The 20,560-nt window shown below is 62.8% G+C and carries 16 protein-coding genes and 1 tRNA gene; 3 read left to right on the top strand and 14 right to left on the bottom strand.

Translation table 11 applies throughout. The features are described 5' to 3' along the window. Positions 1-145: 145 nt before the first annotated feature. The 5 genes from H0921_RS02455 to H0921_RS02475 all read right to left on the bottom strand — a co-directional run bounded on the left by H0921_RS02455 (position 146) and on the right by H0921_RS02475 (position 5,373). Positions 146-628 carry a dual specificity protein phosphatase 23 gene (locus H0921_RS02455; protein ID WP_194536422.1) on the bottom strand — a complete coding sequence of 161 codons (483 nt, stop codon included), beginning with the start codon at positions 626-628 and terminating at the stop codon, positions 146-148. 307 nt (positions 629-935) lie between these two features. After that, a complete protein-coding gene (locus H0921_RS02460) occupies positions 936-1,511 on the bottom strand; it encodes a peptide chain release factor family protein (protein WP_194536423.1) in 576 nt (191 codons plus the stop codon). Between the two features lie 281 nt (positions 1,512-1,792). Next, entirely contained in the window at positions 1,793-2,845 is a 1,053-nt protein-coding gene (locus tag H0921_RS02465; protein WP_194536424.1) for a DUF3500 domain-containing protein, read from the bottom strand. Positions 2,846-3,141: 296 nt separating this feature from the next. Further along, a complete protein-coding gene (locus H0921_RS02470; RefSeq protein WP_228498899.1) occupies positions 3,142-4,491 on the bottom strand; it encodes a PQQ-binding-like beta-propeller repeat protein in 1,350 nt (449 codons plus the stop codon). Positions 4,492-4,818: 327 nt separating this feature from the next. Continuing rightward, on the bottom strand, positions 4,819-5,373 hold the full coding sequence (locus tag H0921_RS02475; protein WP_194536425.1) for a disulfide bond formation protein B: 555 nt from the start codon (positions 5,371-5,373) through the stop codon (positions 4,819-4,821). 244 nt (positions 5,374-5,617) lie between these two features. Here H0921_RS02475 and H0921_RS02480 point away from each other — a divergent pair, with 244 nt between their 5' ends. Both H0921_RS02480 and H0921_RS02485 read left to right on the top strand, forming a co-directional pair. Next, positions 5,618-5,935, top strand: coding sequence for a PEP-CTERM sorting domain-containing protein (locus tag H0921_RS02480; RefSeq protein ID WP_194536426.1), 318 nt, complete (start codon positions 5,618-5,620; stop codon positions 5,933-5,935). 460 nt (positions 5,936-6,395) lie between these two features. Then, positions 6,396-6,605: a YqaE/Pmp3 family membrane protein gene (locus tag H0921_RS02485; protein WP_194536427.1), complete on the top strand. Its 210-nt coding sequence runs from the start codon at positions 6,396-6,398 to the stop codon at positions 6,603-6,605. Positions 6,606-6,914: 309 nt separating this feature from the next. Here H0921_RS02485 and H0921_RS02490 read toward each other — a convergent pair. The 6 genes from H0921_RS02490 to dnaX all read right to left on the bottom strand — a co-directional run bounded on the left by H0921_RS02490 (position 6,915) and on the right by dnaX (position 13,743). After that, positions 6,915-6,998: transfer RNA gene (locus tag H0921_RS02490), tRNA-Leu, on the bottom strand. Between the two features lie 192 nt (positions 6,999-7,190). Beyond that, positions 7,191-8,753, bottom strand: a complete 1,563-nt coding sequence (locus tag H0921_RS02495; protein WP_194536428.1) for an acyl-CoA carboxylase subunit beta — start codon at positions 8,751-8,753, stop codon at positions 7,191-7,193. Continuing rightward, on the bottom strand, positions 8,750-10,462 hold the full coding sequence (rpoN, locus tag H0921_RS02500; protein WP_228498900.1) for an RNA polymerase factor sigma-54: 1,713 nt from the start codon (positions 10,460-10,462) through the stop codon (positions 8,750-8,752). The genes H0921_RS02495 and rpoN overlap by 4 nt, the downstream gene beginning before the upstream one ends. A gap of 85 nt (positions 10,463-10,547) precedes the next feature. Continuing rightward, positions 10,548-11,189 (bottom strand): recombination mediator RecR, encoded by a 642-nt coding sequence (gene recR, locus H0921_RS02505; protein WP_315851828.1) that lies wholly within the window; start codon positions 11,187-11,189, stop codon positions 10,548-10,550. A gap of 98 nt (positions 11,190-11,287) precedes the next feature. Then, positions 11,288-11,647, bottom strand: coding sequence for a YbaB/EbfC family nucleoid-associated protein (locus tag H0921_RS02510; protein WP_194536429.1), 360 nt, complete (start codon positions 11,645-11,647; stop codon positions 11,288-11,290). Between the two features lie 2 nt (positions 11,648-11,649). Continuing rightward, positions 11,650-13,743 (bottom strand): DNA polymerase III subunit gamma/tau, encoded by a 2,094-nt coding sequence (gene dnaX / locus H0921_RS02515; RefSeq protein WP_194536430.1) that lies wholly within the window; start codon positions 13,741-13,743, stop codon positions 11,650-11,652. A gap of 653 nt (positions 13,744-14,396) precedes the next feature. Between dnaX and H0921_RS02520 the strand changes: the two genes are divergently transcribed. Next, the gene (locus H0921_RS02520) at positions 14,397-15,668 is read left to right on the top strand and encodes a sulfotransferase family protein (RefSeq protein ID WP_194536431.1); all 1,272 of its coding nucleotides are present in this window, start codon (positions 14,397-14,399) and stop codon (positions 15,666-15,668) included. 275 nt (positions 15,669-15,943) lie between these two features. Here the strand turns inward: H0921_RS02520 and H0921_RS02525 are convergent, their stop codons facing one another. The 3 genes from H0921_RS02525 to H0921_RS02535 form a co-directional block, all read right to left on the bottom strand. Continuing rightward, positions 15,944-17,341: a serine/threonine-protein kinase gene (locus tag H0921_RS02525; protein ID WP_194536432.1), complete on the bottom strand. Its 1,398-nt coding sequence runs from the start codon at positions 17,339-17,341 to the stop codon at positions 15,944-15,946. A 485-nt stretch (positions 17,342-17,826) separates the two neighbouring features. Continuing rightward, positions 17,827-19,530: a putative ABC transporter permease subunit gene (locus tag H0921_RS02530; protein ID WP_194536433.1), complete on the bottom strand. Its 1,704-nt coding sequence runs from the start codon at positions 19,528-19,530 to the stop codon at positions 17,827-17,829. A 207-nt stretch (positions 19,531-19,737) separates the two neighbouring features. Next, entirely contained in the window at positions 19,738-20,553 is an 816-nt protein-coding gene (locus tag H0921_RS02535) for an ABC transporter ATP-binding protein (protein WP_194536434.1), read from the bottom strand. Between the last annotated feature and the right edge of the window lie 7 nt (positions 20,554-20,560).

Below are 20,560 nucleotides of genomic sequence, written 5' to 3' on the forward strand. Positions count from 1 at the left end.
GAACGCCGCTGCCCCGCTCCTCCTGGAACATCCCGCCCCACACCTCAGCATCCTGCTAAAGGCTGTCCTAGCGACGCAGCCCCACCCTTGTCGCCGAATTTTCCAGGAAGAGGCAATGAAGAAGTCCAGGGCGGCTGACGCCGCTTCAGGAAGACGGATGGCCCGGCGCGTCCTTCTTCCGGGCGGCCCAATGCCGGGCAAACTCCTCGATAGCGCGTTCCTGCTCCGCCGTTTCGATCGACCCTGGCCGCAGGCTGCGCACCGTCGCAATCGCGTCCTGCGGCGAGTAGCCCTGACTGACCAGATACGCCGCCAGGGCTGTCCCCGTGCGTCCCAGGCCTGCCGTGCAGTGGACCGCCACGCCTAGCCCCGCGGCATTCGCCCGGCGGATGGTCTCCACCACTTGCTCCAGTTGTTCCAGCGCCGGCGCGGTCATATCCTCGACCGGGACATGGACCAACATCAGGCCGGCTTCGTTAATCCCAGCGCGCGGCGGGGGAACCTCCGTCAAACTGATGAGCACCTCGACTCCTTCACGCCGCAGCCACAGAAGGTCCTCCACCGCTTCGGGCTGAGCCAGAGCGGCCAATTGGCCGGGTATGATCCAGGTGAATCGTGGCGGCGGCATAATGCGGACCTTCTCTCCCCAGGTCTGGTTCCGTATTCATCTTTCTCACTCCTCACCCTAGCGGCAACCTCAATCCCCGGCTCACTTGTTTCCAAAGCCTACACGCGGGACTTCGGCCAGAAATGCCAGAAACATCCAAAGAACCGAGCCATCAAGGTGCTCTCCAACCCCGTGATCGAATCCTGGCATCGCAAAGCCTTCCGAGACTGCCAGGCTTCCTCTGGCAAGCGAGGCTTCTCCTGGCGTCGGAGAAAGCACTGTGGCCACGATTTTGTCTCAGCGGGGCGGAGCCTGTTCAAAGTTTCGTTCAGTGGAGTGGGGCGTGGCCGAAGTGCTGCCGCAGGCGATTGACCTGTTGCCAGACCTGAGGATGCCGTTGCAGGAAGTGGACGAGTTGGGCCGTGGAGACACCCAACGCCTCAGCAGCGGGTGCGACCCGTCCCTGCAAAGCCGCCAGCACGTCCAGGGCCAAGCCAGCCAAGGGCCAGAACGCCGGATGTTTCACCGAGCGCGGGAACTCGCCGGGCTGGAGTCCAAGCTGCTGCCACACGACCGGCTCGATCACGACTTTCCCGTCCGCAGCAGCAGGGATAGCTTCCCGGATGTGGAGGTAAAAGCCCTGCCGCAAACGTTGTAAAGCCCTGGCCTTGTTCTCATGCTGCGACCGGCTCTCTTCGGCGATGACGATCAATCCGCTCGGATGATGACGCAGGCGGACCGCCGAACTTGTCTTATTCCGCTTCTGACCTCCCGGCCCGCTCGCACGGTAGGTATCAACCGAGCACTGAGCCAGGAGCTGCTCATCGCTCAGCGCCGTCCACGGACTCCGCCGGGCAAAAGTGGGGCCGCCACCCTGCGCCACTTGCGATTGGACCTCGGACATCGGTTCCGCCCGGAAACAATCAAGGTTCCTGAGCCGTCTCCAGGAAAAAACGACGCTTCAGAAAAAACAGCGTCTCCTGGGTGACATCAGGGGACAATCCCAGGAGACCCGAAGGACAGGCGGCAGCAGCCTGACTCCGCGCGCGTCCTTGTCATTGGGCCGCCAGCATGGCCAGCTCAGCGGCGGGGGGTGCTGGGATCCCCAGGGGGCAACCCTTTTGCGGAGTAGGCCCGAAGGGGAACCACAAGCTATCCCGCGCCCCGCTCAGTCCTGGACCCTGCTCAACTGATCCGCGCGCTGATGTTGACGAAGCAGTGGATGTGCGGCAAGGCCCGATAGCTCCAGACGAAGCCCGGTCCTTCCAGCCGCCAGTAGGTCCACGGCTCTTTGGCGCTGGTCTGCCCTTCCTGATAGAAGGCCAGGTGGATTTTCTCCAAACCTCCGTTGGCTTTGATGATCTCCATGACCTCTTCGCCGTCTTCCTTGCGGTAAGGGGAGATCAGCTCCTGCATGGCCTTTTGCACGAGCGTTTTCTGCTCGGCGGTCATGTCGGCATAGGCAATGCCGGGCAGCTTGGCCTGCTTTTGGGGCAGGCGGACGGTTTCCACGCCATCGCGCCATTTGCCGGGAAAGACGGCTTGCTGGCGTTGTTCCGCCGTGAGGGCTTCGTAGATGGCTGTGACGGCTTGGGTCTGATTGTAGAACACGTTGGTGCGGGAGTAGCCGCTGGGGCTGTGGCCGTAGTAAAGCGGACCGCCGAAGGCCGTCTGTTCCTCCGAGTTGCCATCGCAGCGTACGGTCAGGTGGTGGCCGGAGAAGACCAGGGAGAACTTCTTCCCCTCCACCGCCTCGCCATAAAGAACTGCGCCGATGTTCTCGAAGTCGCCGCTGTTGTCAAACTTGCCGTTACGGCTCAGTTGCCGGTACCCTTCGTCCCCATTACTGATGGCTCGGAAGATCCTTCGGAGCAGCTCGATTTGAGGCCGCTTGTATTCCAGGCCAATGACCGATTTGCCGACGGCGGCGTTGGCGGTCATCAAGCGAGCAGGCAGCGGCTGATTCGGGCGCTTCAAGTCCCAGGGTTGCACCAGATACTTCTTCTGCTCGCTATCCAGGGAGCGATACAGCTCGAAGACGAGTGCTTCCGCCTCCGCCTGCCGTGCCATCCGGGCTGCACGGGCACGCTCCAGAGGGGTCAGTGCCAGACCCACCGTGGCCGCGGCAGCAGTTGCCCCCGTGACGCGGAGAAACTCCCGCCGGTCCCAATTCGCTACGCTTTCCCAGCCCAACTCGCACTCCGGGCAGCTCACAACTTCGGGTGTGGAAGGACGCATCGCCAAGTCTCCTGAGGAAGGGAAAGGGACGATCCAAAGACAAGCCTTTTTCAGGCGGGCACCTGTATCATACCCTCTCCGCCCGTCCCCGTCACGCCAGATTTTGGTTTTTTCCACCTCGCCGCCGGGAACTACAATCGCGACGGGGAGGAAGGAGTCAGGAGAACAGAGCACGCCAGCAACGCCAAGGGGAGCTGATTAGACTAGCTCCGCACCTCCGCTACAATCCCACAATCCCTCTGGACGCGAATGGCAAATGATTCCCATTGTCAAGCAGAAAGGCGCGGCAGAACCCCTCACTCGGCAAGCGAGACGCAGATGATCTCCTTATCGTTGCGGATGTAGGCGCATTTGTTGGCAAAGGCGGGATGACTCCAGACGACCTTGCGGCCAAAAGCGGCATTGCTCGGCTCGATCACCTTGGCCCGGCTGATCTCCTTGTAGCCTTGGGGAGTCAGTTCCGCGAGGATGAGGTGGCCGGTCTCCGCGAAGAGGATGAAGCGGTCGCCGTTTTTGACGAGGAACGCCGTACCGGAACCGGCCCCTTTATAGTCCTCATCCTCTTCCTTGCCGATGACGGGCAGAAACGTGAACCAGAGGCGCTTGCCGCTTTTGAGTTCGACGGCGCGCAGCATCCCTTCCTGATCCACCCCGTAGATGACGCCTTGATGGACGAAGGGGGTCATGTTCACAGGATACAAGCCGCGTTCGCGGGATTCCGTCTCGCCCACCACTTCTTTCCAGAGCACTTTGACTTGATCATTTGGCAGAGCCTGAAGCACGACGGCGGCTCCGCCGATTCCCCCCGCGTAAATGAGGTCGCCTTCGACCCGCGGCGCCATGATGGCCATGCCGTATTTCGGGGCCAGGGGAACACTCCAGAGGAGCTTGCCGGTTTTCGGTTCCAAGGCGTTGAGGGCTTGGGCATGCCAAATGAGGAGCCGCTCCTTCCCGTGCAGCCGCACCAAGGTCGGGGGGCTGTACCCCGGCTCTTTGGCCGATAAAGCCTTCCACACTTCCTTCCCGCTGTCTTTATCCAGGGCGACGGCCAGGCTGCCTTTCCCCCCGGCGATGCAATAGAGCAGGCCATCATGGACCAAGGGATGGCCGCAGTAACCCCAGGTCGGCACCTTGGCCCCATATTCCCGTGGTAGGTTTTTCGACCAGTGGACCCGACCGCTGCGGGCATCGAGGCAGTACAGGTCCCCCATCGCACCGAGGAAATAGACTTTGTCCTGGGCCACGGCCGGAGTGCAGCGCGGCCCGGCGGGATAACTGATCTCGTAGGGGCAATCGTACTCGTGGAGCCAGAGTTGCTCGCCGGTGCGGGCATCCAGGCAGATCAGGCGTTCCTTCCCCGCCACACGAGCCGTGGAGAAGGGATCATCGGGAACTCGGGCGCCCGGAGTCAGCACCCGATCAGTGACATAGACTCGTCCCTCCGCCACCGCCGGGCCGGCGTAACCGCCGTGGATCGGCTTGCGCCAGAGAATCCGCGGGCCGTCTTTGGGGAACTGGCGGACGACCCCCTCTTCCGGCCAGACGGCATCGCGCTGCGGTCCCATCCACTGAGGCCAATCAGCACCCCAAGCCGCCGTCCAGACCGCACCACTCGCTAGTACCAGTACGCTCAACAACCGCAGCATGACTTGCCACTCCTCGGATGACTGCATTTTCGCAGCGGTCGGCGAAAAGTCTTCCCTTCCGCTGCCTCAATCCGCCAGTATCTGCACATCTTGTATCAGCACATACCGCCTGGCAGCGGCTAAGCTTACAATCCTAATCGATTGGGATCGGAATCCGACGAAGCCGGCCGCGAGCCAGGGACCGCAGGACCAAGATGCACTTCATTCCCCCAACCAAGCAATGTTTCCTCTTCCACTTTTTTAGCGATCGTCTTTCCTTGAACAGATCGTCGAGCGGATACGTTTTCGCCGGTCATACGGTTTGAGTTCTCTACTTCCCCCCGCGGATCAGGAGGCGGAGCGCGGCGTGGGCTGGCAAGTGCTGAGTTTCCCCGGCGGCAGCGGTTTAGGATCGGGCATCTTCGGGTTGGCGAGCAGGCACCCCGCGGCGATCCCCGCCCCCAGGATCACAGCCAAGAGCAAGGTAGCATGCTCTTGATGCGTCTTGCGCACCTCTCGCAGGCCGCCGATGAGGAGGAACATCATGATCAAGGTGAAAATGGCCAGGCTCTGTTGCGGGGCAGTTCCCAGGCCATAAATGCCTTCCGGGCAAGCCAGGTACCAGGCTGCCTGACTGCGGGGCCAATAGGTCCAGCCGAGCCAGACGTGGAACAACGCCACCCCCCAACCGCCAATGGCCACAGGCAGGGCTGCCAAGCACAAGCGCCCGCCGCGATCCCGCAAGGCCAAAACGCCGGGGAGCAACACCCCCACCAGGGCCAAAGCCAACGCCCGCTGATAGAAGCAGAGGGTACAGGCTTGCAAGTCCATGCCCAGGCTCAAATACAGACTTCCCGCTACCGCCGCCATGGAAGCCAAAAGCGCTAGAAGTGCGTACACCATTGCCCTTCTCCTGATCCCATCGCTTCCTTCCAAGCTTGCCCTCTACTTTACTCCGTCACCCCACCGCTGCGAAGGGCAATTCCTGCCCACCCCTCCCGCCGCATCCCTTTCTCCAAAAGCGGAAAAGATCGCTTCAGGCAATCCGCCTTGACATGCCGGGTGAAAAAGGGAATGAAGGATGGGTCAGTCACGGAGCGTTTCTTTCTCAGTGACTCTTCGCTGGAGTCCTCCGGAGCAGGGACCGATGATGACCAGATGGCTCACGGTGGTCGGGGCGTGGATCAGCAGTGTGGCTTTTGTGCTGGCCACGGCTCAAAGCGGACCAGCCTTTTACTGGCAACCTTGGCCGAAGGGCCGACCGCCTGGGGGTACCTTGCCTCCACCGCACGACAACCCGCCGGGCAATCCCCCCGATGGCCCGCCCAGTGACGGCCCGCCGAATCCCCCGCCGATCTCGGAACCGCCGGGGTCCGTCGTGCCGGAGCCATCGAGTGCTTTCGCCGCTTTGGTCGGTTTGGGAACCGTCGCTGCCGCGTGTTTCTGGCCTCGCCACCGCCGTTAAGGCCGCCCCCGCGCCGATCTCCCGATCCCTTTGTTTGGGCTAACGCCCCCTCCCTGCCCCGCCGGAATACGCCTCCGTTCTCTTGCCCAGCTCCCTGGCCTTTGCCCGCGCTGGCCTTCAGGAAGCAACGTGTTCTCGCTAGCCTCGAGGGAACCACCCGGACTGCCGCTTGCCCGGAGCGCAAGTCTGCCTCTCCGCCGCGTTCCTGGAGTGCCAAGACACCGATGCGTGCCTCGGTACCCGCCACGAGCGTGTAAACCCGCCGGATGTGTCAACCCACCAGCAATGACCGCGTTATTCTCATTCCCCGCTCAGCATTTGCTCAGCAGCGCTTCACGGGTGCCTGGCCATAATACGAGTGAGGCGCGGCCCCAAGCCGCCCCTGGAACACCCAAGTGAAACCGACCTGCTCATGAGAATGACTCCCACCCCAAACCTTCGCCCAAGGAGGTGATGACGGATGTTGACGCTCCTGGCTTTAGCTTGTCCCCCGTTGGCTGTCTGGAGCAGCGAGAAGCGGAGCGGGCCGACTCTCGTGAATCTCGCACTGACTTTGCTCCTGTACGTTCCCGGTGTAATTCATGCCTGGCGTATCGTGGAGCGGCGGCTCGTGGCCCATCGCTATGAACGCCTCTGGCAATATCTGGAACGGCAAGCGCTGGTACGCTAAGACAGCGTCAGTCCGCTCCGCCAACATTTGCCTGGCTTTCTTCCCGCTCCAGCTCTCTTCTTCTCTTATCGCGTCTCTCACCGCGCCTTTCCTCTTGGCTTTTCCCACAGGGCTTGAGCCACTCTCTTAGCTCCGCAGCGGTGCCGGCTGGAGCTGAAAAAAGCCCATGCCTCCCCCAAACAGTCTTTGCGCTCAGGTTTGCCCCCCAAAGCGAAACGGCAGTCTCTGAACGTGGAATCACAGGACACAAGGGAACGAAGGGAATGATTCGGTGACGGGAGATGCTTGGGAGGAAGGGACCATTTTGAATGCCGCGGAGAGGAGTTGAACCTCCACGACCTTTCGGTCACCAGAACCTGAATCTGGCGCGTCTGCCAATTCCGCCACCGCGGCTCCGAAAGACTGCGTAAATATCCTAACGCTCAAGTGTGAGACGTCAAGGGATGCGGCGGCATCAGCCTGGGGCAAGCTCAGGGGTGAGGCCTCCGCAGACACGCCGGGATTCGGCAGGGGGAATGAGAAGTCTGGGCAAGGCCGCCGACCTGGTTATCAGCCAAATCCCAAGCTCGCGGTGTACTCAGGCCGTCAGACTTGGAGCACGCCAGTGCGGAAGGGCGGCTCCAGGGGCGGCAGGCGCTGAGGCCGCAGGGCTAGTTGCACGGCCCAACCCAGGACAGAACGGGTCTGTTCCGGGCGGATGATAGCATCCACCCAAAGCCGGGCGGCAGCGTAGCGGATATCCATCTGCTGGGCATATGCTTGCTGGACCTGCTGGCGGAGTTGTTCCAGCTCGGCAGCATCCGGCGCCCGGCCCGCGCGCCGCAGAGCTTGCACCTGAATGTCCAGCAGGGTGTCAGCGGCTTGTTCGCCCCCCATGACGGCGTATTGGGCCGTGGGCCAGGCCACAATCAGCCGCGGATCGAAGGCCTTGCCGCAGAGGGCGTAATTCCCCGCACCGAACGAACCCCCGGTGATCAGGGTAATCTTGGGAACAACGCTGTTGGCAATGACGTTGACCAACTTAGCGCCGGCGCGGATGATCCCCGCTTGCTCGGACTCCTTGCCCACCATGAAGCCGTTGACATTCTGGAAAAAGAGGATGGGAATGCGCATCTGGTTGCAATCCATGACGAAGCGGGCCGCCTTGTCTGCGGAATCGACGTAGAGAACGCCGCCGAATTGCAGCGGTCCTTCCGCCGGCCGGACCCGCTTACGCTGATTGGCCACGACCCCGACTGCCTGACCGGCCAGCCGCCCGAAGCCACAGACTAGCGTCTGACCATATTCGGCCTTGTACTCGTCAAAAGGAGCTTCGTCGAGGACGTGGCGCAGCAAGTCCCGGACGTCATATTCGGCTTGGGTAAACGGCAGGGGATCGAAGGGCCGATCCTCGACGGGGACAAACGGGGGGTCCGCTGGCAGGGCGGCAACGAGGCGGCGGAGGCGGTCGAGGCAAGCGGGATCGTTAGGCTCCCGGAAGTCGATTGTGCCGCTGATGGCCGCATGCATGCGGGCGCCGCCGAGCGCCTCCGAGTCCACGACTTGGCCGATGGCCGCCTTGACCAGGGCCGGGCCGGCCAAATACAAACCGCTCCCCTCGGTCATGAGCACAGTGTCGCACAGGACAGGCAGATAGGCTCCTCCGGCCACGCAGTTGCCCATGATCGCCGCCAATTGGGGAATCCCTTCCGCGGAGAGCACGGCGTTGTTGCGAAAGATACGGCCAAAATCGTCCTCATCGGGGAAGACTTCATCTTGCAGCGGCAGGAAGACGCCAGCGGAATCCACCAGGTACAGGAGCGGCAGACGCTGCTCGCGGGCAATCCTTTGGGCGCGAAGGACCTTTTTGACCGTCATGGGGAAGAAGGCGCCGGCTTTGACCGTGGCGTCGTTGGCGATGATCATGACGTGGCGCTGAGCGACGCGGCCAATGCCGGTGATAACTCCCGCTGCCGGCGCCCCGCCCCATTCGCTGTACATATTCCACGCCGCCCACAAGCCCAACTCCAGCCAGGCGGGCGGGTCGTCCAAAAGGCGGGCGATCCGTTCGCGGGCCGTCAGGCGTCCTTTCTCATGCTGGCGAGCTATGGCGGCCGGACCACCGCCTTGACGCAGGCGCTCCTCCTCGGCTCGAAAGTCAGGGATCATGGCCGGGATGCTTCCTCCATGTCCGCAGGTGGCTGCTCGGCGGCGGGACCAAGGGAGGGGGAGGGAAAGGCCGGCCCCGCTTCCGGGGCGTCCGGACGACCTGCGGGATGCGGAGGCGGATAAGCCGAGGAGACCTCGACCTGAGCCGTGGGATCCGCACGAGCTTCCACACGGGACCAGTCCTTCCGCTGCCGACTGGAGGGGATGTTGAGCAGCTTGCGGTATTTGGTCACTGTCCGCCGTTTCACCGGATAACCGGCGGCATTGAGGCGGGCGACCAATTCCTCATCCGAGAGGGGATTGGCTTTGTCCTCCTGGGCGACAAGTTCCAGCAGCTTCTGCTTGATGACTTCGTAAGCGACATCTTCGCCGGTCTGCTCGTTAGCTTTACCGCCGCCAAAGAAGCGCTTGAGGGGAAAGAGGCCGCGGGGGGTTTGCACCCATTTTTCATCCACGGCCCGGCTGACCGTCGTGACGTGGACACCGACCTGCTCAGCAATCTGCTGCATCTTGAGCGGCTGGATGTGTTCCGGTCCCAGGTCGAGGAACGGACGCTGATGCTCGATAATGGCTTGGGTCACCTTCAGGATGGTCTGCCGCCGCTGTTCCACCGCCTTAACCAGCCAATCGGCGGCTTGCAACTTCTTGCGCAGCATTTGCCGGGTCGGCTCATCCAGGTCCGTGCGGCGCAGCAGCTCGACAGTGCGCCGACTGATCCGAATCGGTGGGACCCAGTCTTCCACCAGCCGAACGGTGTAATTCCCATCGTCGGTCCGTTCCACAATGACATCAGGGAGGACATAGCGAGCTTCGCTTTCCCCGAAGCGCAGGCCGGGTTTGGGATCGAGTTGATGCCGCAGCGTCTCGATCGCCGCCTGGATGGCGGGAATATCCCAGTGGGTGGCCCGTTGAATAACAGGCAAGCGGTTGTGGGCAATGTCTTCGAGATGATCGCGAATCAAGACGCGGAGCATGTCGGCGTGAGGGGTCTCTTCAGTGATTTGGAGCAAGAGGCATTCGGCCATGTTGCGGGCGCCGACGCCGGGGGGATCGAGTTTCTGCACGACGTTGAGGAGGACCTGTTCGACTTCCTCCGCAGTGGTCGGTTGCTCGTCGAAAGTGGCGGCGATTTCTGACAGTGGCACCGGGCGGAAAATTTCCTCTTCATGCTCGTCGCGCTGGCCCCGGCGCGTGCGGATGCTCACCCGTGTACCGAGATAGCCGGTGCGGTCGATGTAGGAGCAGATGTGCAAAGCCAAGCGGCGCGTGCGGTCGTCGAGGTCCCATTCGGCGATTTGGGCCGCCAGGTGCTCTTGCAAGGAAGGCGCCCGGTCCGGCACGTTGGCCATGACTTCCAGTTTGCGTTCGCCGGCTTCCTCGACGGCGGAGCGGCTCAAGCGCGGCTCGTCATCGAACACCCCCTCCCATTCGCGGTTGAGTTGTTCGAGCCGCTCGTATTCGCTGGCGCCGCTCTCATCGTAGTGCAGGGGTTCGGCGGAGGACTCCTCTTTGGCGCGGGAGCTTGCGGCTTCGCCAAGCCGCTCGCGTAGCTCCAGGAAGGGGTTTTCTTGCAACTCCCGCTCGATGCGCGCCTGCAAGTCCGCCAGGGGCAACTGGAGGATTTCCATGGACTGGATCATGCGCGGGGCCAGAATCATCTTCTGACCTTGGATCAACTGCATGTCCATTCCGAGGCGCAGCGAACTCATGCGTACTCTTTCCTCCCGTCCAGAATTACGCGCCCTCCGGGGAGTCGGACCAGAGGGGGCAGGTCATGGCCTGTACCAGGTTAGGTCAGGTAAAAGCCCGGCGTCCTTCTAGGGCGTCGGCCAGCATTTGGGGATTGGCCAATTCTAGCGACCCGCCGCTGGGCAAGCCCCGGGCCAAGCGGGTGATTGTTACCCCGGTGGGGGCGAGCAGGTCCGCGGCGAACAGGGCGGTGCCATCTCCCTCTACGGTGGGGCTGGTGGCCAGGATGACCTCACGAACACCGCCGCGCCGCACCCGTTCCACTAGGGCGGAAAAGGTCAGCCGTTCTGGTCCCACTCCCTCCAACGGGGCCAAACGGCCTCCCAGCACATGATACCGCCCACGGAAAGTCCCCACGCGTTCGATCACACCGACATCGCGCGGCGTCTCTACCACGCATAGCACGCTGCCATCCCGCTTGGGGTCCTGGCAGATGGGGCACAATTCCTCATCACTCAGATAAAAGCACTCGCGGCAAGGACGCAGGCGTTCAATGGCCCGCTGCAACACTTCCACCAGCGCTTTGGCCCGGCTGCGATCCCCCGCCAGCAGATAAAAGGCGATCCGCTCCGCACTCTTGGGGCCGATCCCCGGCAGCTTCGTCAATTCCTGCAACACCTCTCCCAAGACACCTTTTTCCGCCTGCGTCACCGGAGCCGCTCCTGCAAACGTCCGACCTGTTCCCACGCCGTGCTTCCTCCCCCCTGCAGTCCTCTGTACTTCCGGCCCTCCAGTGGACTTCCCGCCGTCAAGCCGCCTGCGACAGGCCGCCCGCGATCCGGCAGTTACGAACCAGACGGAGGTCCAAATCCTGGCAAGCCGCCCAGGCCGGCGGGCAAACCCAATTGAGCGGCGATCTTCGCCCCTTCCTCGGCGATCCGCTGCCGCACCTGCTGCAAGGCCTGATTCACCGCCGCCACGATCAAATCCTCCATCATTTCCCGGTCCTGGAGAGCCAGCAGGTCTTCCGACAGCCGGAGATCGACCAGTTCCAGGCGGCCATTCATGCGGGCGGTGACATAGCCGCCGCCGGCGGAGGCTTCCACCACAATCTGGCCCAACTGCTGCTGGAACTGCTGCAACTGCTCCTGAAGTTTGCCGGAATTGCGGAGCAGGCTCATCAATTGGCCGAATTCTTTGAACATTCTTATCCCTCGTCGTCCGGTTCGGAGTTAGTCTCCGGCGGTTGCTCCCCGTTGTCGCTAGGGCGGGGCGGCTCGTGGGTCGTCGCCGGGGGCCGCGGCTGGAAACCCTCATCGACACGGATGATCTGGGCGTCGAGCGTCTCGATGGCTTTGCGGAACAAGGGCCAATCGAGCCAAGGGCGGCGGGGATCGCTCCCGCTGGCTGACCCTGGTCCCGGCGGAACCATTCCCGAAGCCGGAAGACCGGCCAATCCTGAGCTTGCCTCGCCAGCGGAGCCGCTACCGCCTAGCGTCGGAACCCGCTCGTAACGGACGGCCACCGGCTGCCCCGTGACTGCTAGGAGCGTCTCTTCGAGGCGGCGAGCAAAGTGCTCGTTTTGACTGCACGCCTCGTATGCCAAATTGTATGGCGCCGGGAAGCGGATCACTACCGTATTTGGCCCGGAAATTGCTGGCGGCAAGGCCTGCTTGAGATGATTAGCGAGGATAGGAAATCTGTCCGTCAGGCGGCGCAGGCATTCCGACCACACCTCTGCGACCGTCTCCGGGGTCAAGGGGATGGGGCCGGACGGCTCGGATGCCGCTAGCCCCTCCATTCTTTTGGCCCCGATGCTGCTGCCGGAACTGGCCGAAGGAGCGCTCCGTGTTGGCGGCGCGGTCCCCGCAGGAGGCATCGTCCCGGTACGCGGGCCGCTACTGCTGCGTGAAGCCGCCGGATTCGACGCCGGAGACGATCCCCCGGCTGGCCCCCCCAGTGAACCCCCGCCCTGCATCAACTGCTGCCAAAGCGCCCCCACGGAGAGCAGCTCCTCCATACGGGCCAAGCGCACCACCGCCATTTCCAGAAGAATCTGAGCCTGATAAGCATCCCGCAAGCGGGCCTTGACCGCCGTCCACACATCCAGCCCGGCCAGAATGGTATCCAGCGAAACTTGCTCCACCTGCTGGCGGAGCGCATCGATCGCTCCCGTATCCACGGGCAACTCGCGCACCTCGAACCCGCCACACTTGAGCAGCATCAGGTTCCGCCAGTGGGCGATGAGTTGATCGATGAGTTCCCCCGCTTGCAACCCTTGATCGTACCACTGCTGAAGCAGTTGCAGGGCGCCGGCAGCATCCCGGCGAAAAACTGCCTCGGCCAATTGCAGCACCTGCTCCTCGCTCGATAGGCCCAGCACTTGCCGCACGCGCTGCACGGTCAGGCAGCCACTTTCCGCCGCCAGCAGTTGATCAAGTAGGGACTGGGCATCGCGCATCGACCCGGCGGCTTTACGGGCGACGAGCCGCAAGGCTTCCGGCTCCGCCTCCCGGCCTTCTTTCTGGACGATCCGCTGCAAATGCTGGGCGATCTGCGCCGGGCGGACATGGGCAAAGTCAAAGCGCTGGCAGCGGGACAGGATCGTGATGGGTATTTTCTGGACCTCGGTGGTGGCGAAGATGAACTTGACGTGTGGCGGCGGTTCTTCCAGCGTCTTGAGCAAAGCGTTGAACGCCTCGCGGGTGAGCATGTGGACTTCGTCGATGATGAAGATTTTGAAGCGGGAGCGAACCGGGCGGAAGCCGACACTTTGCCGCAAGTCCCGCGCATCCTCGATGCCGCGATTGCTGGCTCCGTCGATCTCCACGACATCGACATCTTCGCCCGTGGCAATCGCCTGGCAAATATCACAGGTGTCGCAGGGATAGGGGGTCGGTCCGTGGACGCAATTGAGCGCCTTGGCGAGAATCCGGGCTGTGCTGGTTTTGCCGACGCCGCGAGCGCCGGTGAAGAGGTAGGCATGCGCGACTCGGCCGCTCTCCAGGGCTTGCACCAGAGCCTGCGCCACATGTTCCTGACCGATGAGGTCGGCGAACTGCTGGGGGCGGTAGCGGCGGGCCATGACCGTGTAATGCCCCGGTGCCGAGGGGGCGGGATAGGGGGCCGGTGCGGTTACCGCTGGCTCACCCTGCCCGGTTCTCGCCGCCGCGGAGTCCGCAGTCGAAGTCACCCGTGCCGGCTCTGCTGGAACCGGCACCGCCGCCGATTCCTCCGTGCGCGGGGAGGCTGGCCGCTGCGGCGGTGGTGCTTCCCCGCCTGCCGACGATGCGGACTGCATTCCGGCCGCATCTCCCAGTAACCCCTGAGACTTGGAAGGAGAGGGTTCACCCTTACTGGAACGACCGCTGGCTTTCCTGCCCATAACGTGGTCCCTTCACCAGAACATTCCTGAACATCCCTGACCCTAACGATCCCTCCGTCCCCTCTTGACTCCGACCTGAGACCAGGCGTCACTCCCCTACCCCGGCTCACACGAGTCGATCATTCAGTGTCCCTATGTTCAGCGTCCCTACACTTAGAGCACCCTCGGCCACTCGACCGCTGCCATGCTAACGGCTCGCCCCCCGCTCTGACAACTCAGAACCTGCCCGCGCCTCTGCTTTTATCTTACGGATTCCCTTCTCCGCCGATTCTTCCTCGCCGTCGCTTCCCCTCGATCTGATCTCCCCTTCGTTCTCCTCCTCTGCCCCGTTGATTCCTCCGTCCGAATCCACTCTTCATGCTGTCTGTGCCCTTCGCTCGGCTCACGGGCGGAAATGCCCGAATCTGCTACTAAACCGCTGGGGATCAAGCATGCCACTGAGCGATCAGAACCTGCCGATCATGTCGCCGGGAGGGCGGAGGTCGTAACATGTCCTCATCGGTTCATCAGGACTCGATGGCTGATGTTGAAGTGAAGGCGTCATCGAGCGCCGACTTGTGAGGACCCGTATGGCCCAGACGCTGCCGTTATCTTCGCCGTCTGTGAATCGCAATCCCGCGAGCGGTGATACCATTTCCCCCTTGGCTCCCGCTCCCTCGGATGGCAAGCCAGCCGCCGCCTGCTCCGACTCCGCCGCTCGACTTGCAAAGGGGGAATCCAACGCACCGGGAACTAGGCCAGCCGCTGCCCGCCCGCGCCGACGCTGGTCGCCCCGCTTCTTCGAGGGCACCGACATCTTCACCTGGCTGCGCTATCTCTACCGCGTGCGCGGCCAAATTGATCCCCCCTACTGGTACATTGCCGGGATTATCACCCTTTCCTCGACGTTCAACCTGATGCTGCGCTATCTGCGCGAGGGGTGGCACGGGGACCGCATCCGCCAGACACCGCTGCAAGAGCCGCCGCTGTTTGTGGTGGGTCATTGGCGGACCGGCACCACCTTGCTGCACGATCTGCTTGCGTGCGACCCGCAATTGGCGTATCCCGACTTTTTCGCCTGTTTCAATCCGAATCAATTGCTACTGACGGAAGGATTTTTCCGCAACTATGCGCGCATTCTGGCCCCGGAGCAGCGTCCGATGGACAACATGACCGTCGGCTGGGACAAACCCCAGGAGGATGAGTTCGCCCTCTGCCTGCTCGGCTTACCCAGTCCGTATGCGGACCTAGCTTTTCCCCGTGCTGCACCCTTGGCGCCCGGCTCGCTCGACCTATCGGGTCTGACTCCGCAGCAACTCCGGCAGTGGAAGCGTACCTTTGTCCGTTATCTGCAACTGCTGACCTACCGCGATCCTCGGCCTTTGGTGCTCAAATCCCCGCCCCATACGGCCCGCGTGCCTGTTCTGCTGGAGTTGTTCCCCAAGGCCCGCTTTGCCCACATCGTGCGCGACCCGCGGATCGTCATTCCCTCAACCGTCCGCATGGTTCAGTCGATGACGCGTAGCCACTGCCTGCAACGGCCGCCCGCGGAGGACCTTTGGGAGCGCGTGCTGGCCAACTTCGAGCTGCTCTATCGCCGCTGGGAAGAAGCCCGGCCTTTGCTCCGCCCCGGTCAAGTTCACGAACTCCGCTATGAGGACTTGGTCCGCGATCCGCTCGGCCAGTTGCGCCGCCTCTACGACGCCCTGGAATTGCCGGGCTTCGCGAACGCTTTGCCCCACGTCCAACGTTACCTCCAGCAGACCGATGGCTACGAAACGAACAAATACGTCCTGACCCCGGAGCAACGGGCGATCATCGAACAGCGCTGCGCCGCTGTCATCCAACGCTACGGATACTGAAACCACACCCCGGCAACGCCGCTCCGAAAAAAATCACCTCCCGGTGCTCCCAGGAACATCGCCATCCGCCCTCGGCTTCAGGAACCCGCGTCATCTTCCCTGCCCCGCGGCTTCAACAAACAGCCCCCGCACAAGCACCTCTGAATCCCCGGACGCAAGGGACCAAGTCACGGAGCCTCACCGATACGTCGAGGAAACCGCAGCTGCAGGATTCCCAAGGAGCGACGGGTAGGGAGCCATTTGCAGAGAGCGATTCCCAGGAAGCGGAGAAGGATTTACAGGGAGCGGAGAAGGATCACCACGGCGGCCAACAGGAGCAAGCCGAGGCTGACGAGCAGCGTCCAAACGAGCGGAGATTGGCTCTGCGGCATGGAGGGCTGCCTGGCATGGGGCGGCAAGGGCGGGGGCTGAATGGCGGGAGCACCGTTCCATTCCCCGGTGTTGGGAGTAGAAGCGGGATGAGTCGGGGACACCGGCTCACTAGCGTCCTCCCACCAGTCGGTCCCGACGGTGTCCGTGTCGAACAGCTCGACGGTTTCCTGGGCAGACCACGCGGGGAGGGCTACAGCGGAAGGCATGCTCTGAGTCAGGGCAAGCAATTCCTCCCGCACCTGCCAAGCCGAAGCAGGACGTTGCGCCGGGTCCTTCGCCAGCAAGCGATGGACCAGCTCGGCCAAAGCGGGCGGCACAACCGGGTTGAGTTCTCGGATGAAGATCGGTTCCGCTTGCCGCTGCCAGCGGATTTTGTCCCGCTTGCTGCCGCCGGGAAACGGCGGTGTGCCCGTCAAGGCGAAATAGAGCGTGCAACCCAAGGCGTACAGGTCGGCCCGGTGATCAATCGCCGTGGCATGCCGGGCTTGTTCCGGCGCGATGTAGTCCATCGTCCCCACGATGTACCCTTTGCCCCCGGCGATGCGGATGTCCTGCGGCGGGGGTTCATCCGTCGCTAAGGCCAGTCCCAGGTCTAGAAGTTTCGCCGACCCTTGAGGGGTCACCATGATGTTCGCCGGCTTGACATCCCGGTGGATCAGGTTTTGCTCGTGCAGGTGCTGCAATCCCTCGGCCACTTCCGCGAACAGGGGGATGGCCCGCTCCGCCTCCAGGCGGCCCCAGCGGCTCACTAGCTCTTGCAACGATCGCCCCGGCACAAACTCCAGAGCGATGTAACGGATGCCTTGTCCCTCGCCAGCTTCCAGCATCCGCACCACACGAGGGTGCTGCACCCGCTGATAGTACCGCTGTTCCCGCTCGAAGCGTTCCTGCATCCGGGGTTCTTTGCGGGCCAGATGGGGCGGCAGAATCTTCAGAGCGACCAGCCCTTCCCAAACAGGAGGAACTCCGCCAACTTCCCCCGCGGCGGCTGAGTCGGACGCAGTCCGCTGATCCTGGGCCAGAAACACCATCCCCATCCCGCCTCGGCCCAGCGGAGCGAGCACGCGATAGCTTCCGACGACCAGTCCGATCCACCGGCCCCGGAGCAACTTGGCCGCCTGAAAATGCGTCAATAGTCCCCGTTCGATCAGCCGATCTGCCAGCGCCCGCGCCGACCAATGGGAGGAAGAAGAGGCCTCGTAACCCAACTCGGCCAAAATCCTCGGCAGCCGTTCCGCTGGCACGACGCCGCTACGGCCGATCAGCTCCACAAAGCGCGCCGCCGACACTTCACTGCTCATACGCTGCTACCATCTCGTCCCCATCGTAGCTCCCAGTACGCCCCCTGTTCACCTCAAACGGCCGACCTCTCGGATTCGCGTCTCACGGCAGACCTCTCTCTCACATAAACCTGCGTCTCGGATCGCCGCGTCCAGGGATACATCGGCCCGTACCCTTGGATATATCGGTCCCCACACGTGCCATCGAAGCCCCTGGAGTTCCCCCAAGAGGACGCTGGCCCGTACCCGGAGCAGTACCACGGCGAGGCTGTGGGACTCTTCGGAATTATACCCGTGCTCGCTCTCCGTTTTACTCACCCCCTCCATCACCAAGATGTTAGGATTTTTTGGGAAGGCACAAGATTCGCGCCGACGTTGCAAGAGGGGGGATGTGTTTTTCGTCTCGCCTCAGCCGCCTGGCATTCGCGCCGATGTCAGGCCAATGCCACAAACTCCAGGGTGCAGCGGGAGTTGGCGAAGCCATTTCTCGATTGCCGGAAGCGAGTTCAAAACTCACTGGCTTGCAGGACCGCACTTCCTCGACGCAGCGGCGTTCGGACGGCCAAGCCGCCCAACAACAGGGCGGGCAGCCACCCAACAAAGACCCACAGCGGCGGCGGCCATTCGTTCCCCCGCCCCATCTGCACCAGATGCAACGGCAGCAGCGTCAAGCCCATAATCGCCACCACATAACCCAGACCCAAGACCATGTTCACTGTGCCGCCAAAGCCGACGACGATCTTCGAGGGGTCGGTTTCCTGGTAATTGGCCAGGGCAGCACCCAGACCCACGTTCAACGCACTCAGCCCCAGGGCGATCAATCCCATCGCCGCCAGATGAACGGCCGCCACCAGCAGCGGCAAGCCAATGAGCAGATCGGCGACGAGAATGAGAGAGCCGCCGAAGAGCAAAGAACCGGTGAGAGCAAACGCAAACTTGCTCCGCAGGATCGCCTGTCGCGGCATGGGCGCCAATCCGAGCACCCAGAACTTCTTTCCTTCCAGGCTGATCAGAGGGAAGATGAAGCGGCTCAAGGCCGCGCACAATAGCACCGCCACACCGAAGAAATTCATCAGGCTGATGAGATACTGGTCGAGCCGTCCCAAATCGGCCAATTGAGCGCGGCGGAAATTCCCTGCCCCCAGAAGCATGAGCAGGGTAAAGATCACCAGCACGCCCCATTGGGAGGGGTCCCGGCGGAAGGTGCGGAAGTCCTTGACGACGAGGGCCTGTTCCCCAGGGGGCAGATACCCCACGAAAAGCGCCATCAGGCGGTCGGCGCGGCTGGAACGGTAAATTTTGCGCCCCCGCTGGTTGCTCGCCCAGCTATCATAAGCCCGGCGGTACAGGCGTGCAGCGGCCCAGGCAGCCGCCACATACAGCATCGCCCCATTGCTCCAAACCTGGGCTAAAGGCCAAAGAGCGCCCCACACGTCCCCCCGTGCTGCCGCCAGCACCCCGCGCGTCATCCACCGGCTCGGTACCAGATTGCTCCGCACCCAGGCGAACTGATCGAGCAGTTCCTGCACCTCCCGCCCGCTTGTGGTCAGAGTGCGGCGTAAGCCTAAACCCACCCGGTACAGCCACCACAGCAACACCGCAGCGGCCAGGAGCGCCAAGCCAGTGAGCACCCAGCGCCGGCGGTGCAAGCCGAAACGGATCACCACCAGGCACACCAGCGAAGCCAGCGACGCCGGGATGAGCACGTACCCCATCAGATACAAGGGGATGAGCGCGAAATAGTACCACGGAACCGTTGCCACTGCGCCGTAGGCCAGAAAGATCGGAATGCCGAGCACCACGAAACCCCAGGAGCTGTACGTCGCTGCGCTGAAAAACTTGGTGGCAAAGATGCGGTCCGGCCGCGCGGGCGTCGTCAGGAGAAAACGTGCCTCGGCACTGGTGAATAGGCTGGCATAGAGGATCAAACCCGTGGAGAAAAGCAACATCGTGCCCAAACTGAAAAAGAGCAAGTCGAACAAGGCCTCGGCAATCGCCCCTTTCACCGGGATGTTGTGGATCGTTAGTTGGCGGAAGAGGAAATAACTCAAAGAGGCGGTGAAAGCCGCCGTGAAACTGCTGGTCACCAGCACGGTGATTAAGCGCGTGCGCCCTTGCCGCCAGGCCACCCACAGCCCGTTACGCCACAGGCGCCAGCGCAAGCGGCGAAACACCCCAGCCTGATCGACTTCCGTCTGTAGCGTGCCCATGATCATTCATCCGCCTATGGCTTGTGCCGTGGGGATCGCGACGTTCGTTCCTCCCACTCGCCTGGATCGTTCGTTCCCAGCCACCGCCGCCTGGGGCCTGACTCCGCGGAGCTTGCGGAGAGACGCCTCGCAGGAGAAAGACCACTCCGTCGGAGCTTGAAAAGCTGACGCGTCGGAGCGTGGGGACAGATGCCCCGGCCTCCTGACTCACGCTCCCCCGGCTCGCTCGGCTTTCTGAGTCCGCTCGCTGCTGAGCGTTCCATCCGCCATGATCGCCCCTTGCACTCCGCTCGCTTCTTCCGCCGCCTCCGCGGTGATCTTGAGGAAAACATCCTCCAGATCGCCGTCGCTAGCCGCCTGCCGCCTCAGCTCGTCCAGATTACCCAGCCCCAGGAGCCGCCCGTGATCGATGATCCCGATCCGATCCGCCAGCTCCTCGGCGATGTCCAGGGTGTGCGTGCTCAGGAAGATGGTCATGCCCTCGCGGGCCAAGCGGCGCAGGAGGGTTTTGAGTTCGCGGATGCTCTTCGGGTCCAATCCCACCGTCGGTTCGTCGGCGACGAGGACCTGCGGCTGATGGAGCAAGGCGGCGGCAAAAACCGTCCGCTGCCGCATGCCGTGGGAGTAGCGCTCGGCGAGGTCATCCACGAAATCTTCGAGCCGGAAGAGTTGGATGACTTCCGCCATGCGATCGCGGGCATGGTCCGCCGGCAGACCGTAAAGGTCCGCGATGAATTGCAGAAACTCTCGGCCGGTTAGCTTGTCGTAAAGGAAGGGTTGATCCGGCACGTAACTGATGAGGCGGCGGGCCTCTTCCCCTTGCGTGGCCAGATCGTAGCCCCCAATCCGTACACTGCCAGCGGTGGGGAGCAAAAGGCCGCAGAGAATCTTGATCGTCGTCGTTTTCCCGGCTCCGTTCGGCCCCAGAAAGGCGAACAATTCCCCCCGCGGCACGGTTAACGACAAATCCTGCACCGCCCATTTGTCCCCATAGCGCTTGCTGACCCGGAGTAACTCGATCATCGTTGGC

The sequence above is a fragment of the Thermogemmata fonticola genome, from assembly GCF_013694095.1.
Classification (GTDB): domain Bacteria; phylum Planctomycetota; class Planctomycetia; order Gemmatales; family Gemmataceae; genus Thermogemmata; species Thermogemmata fonticola.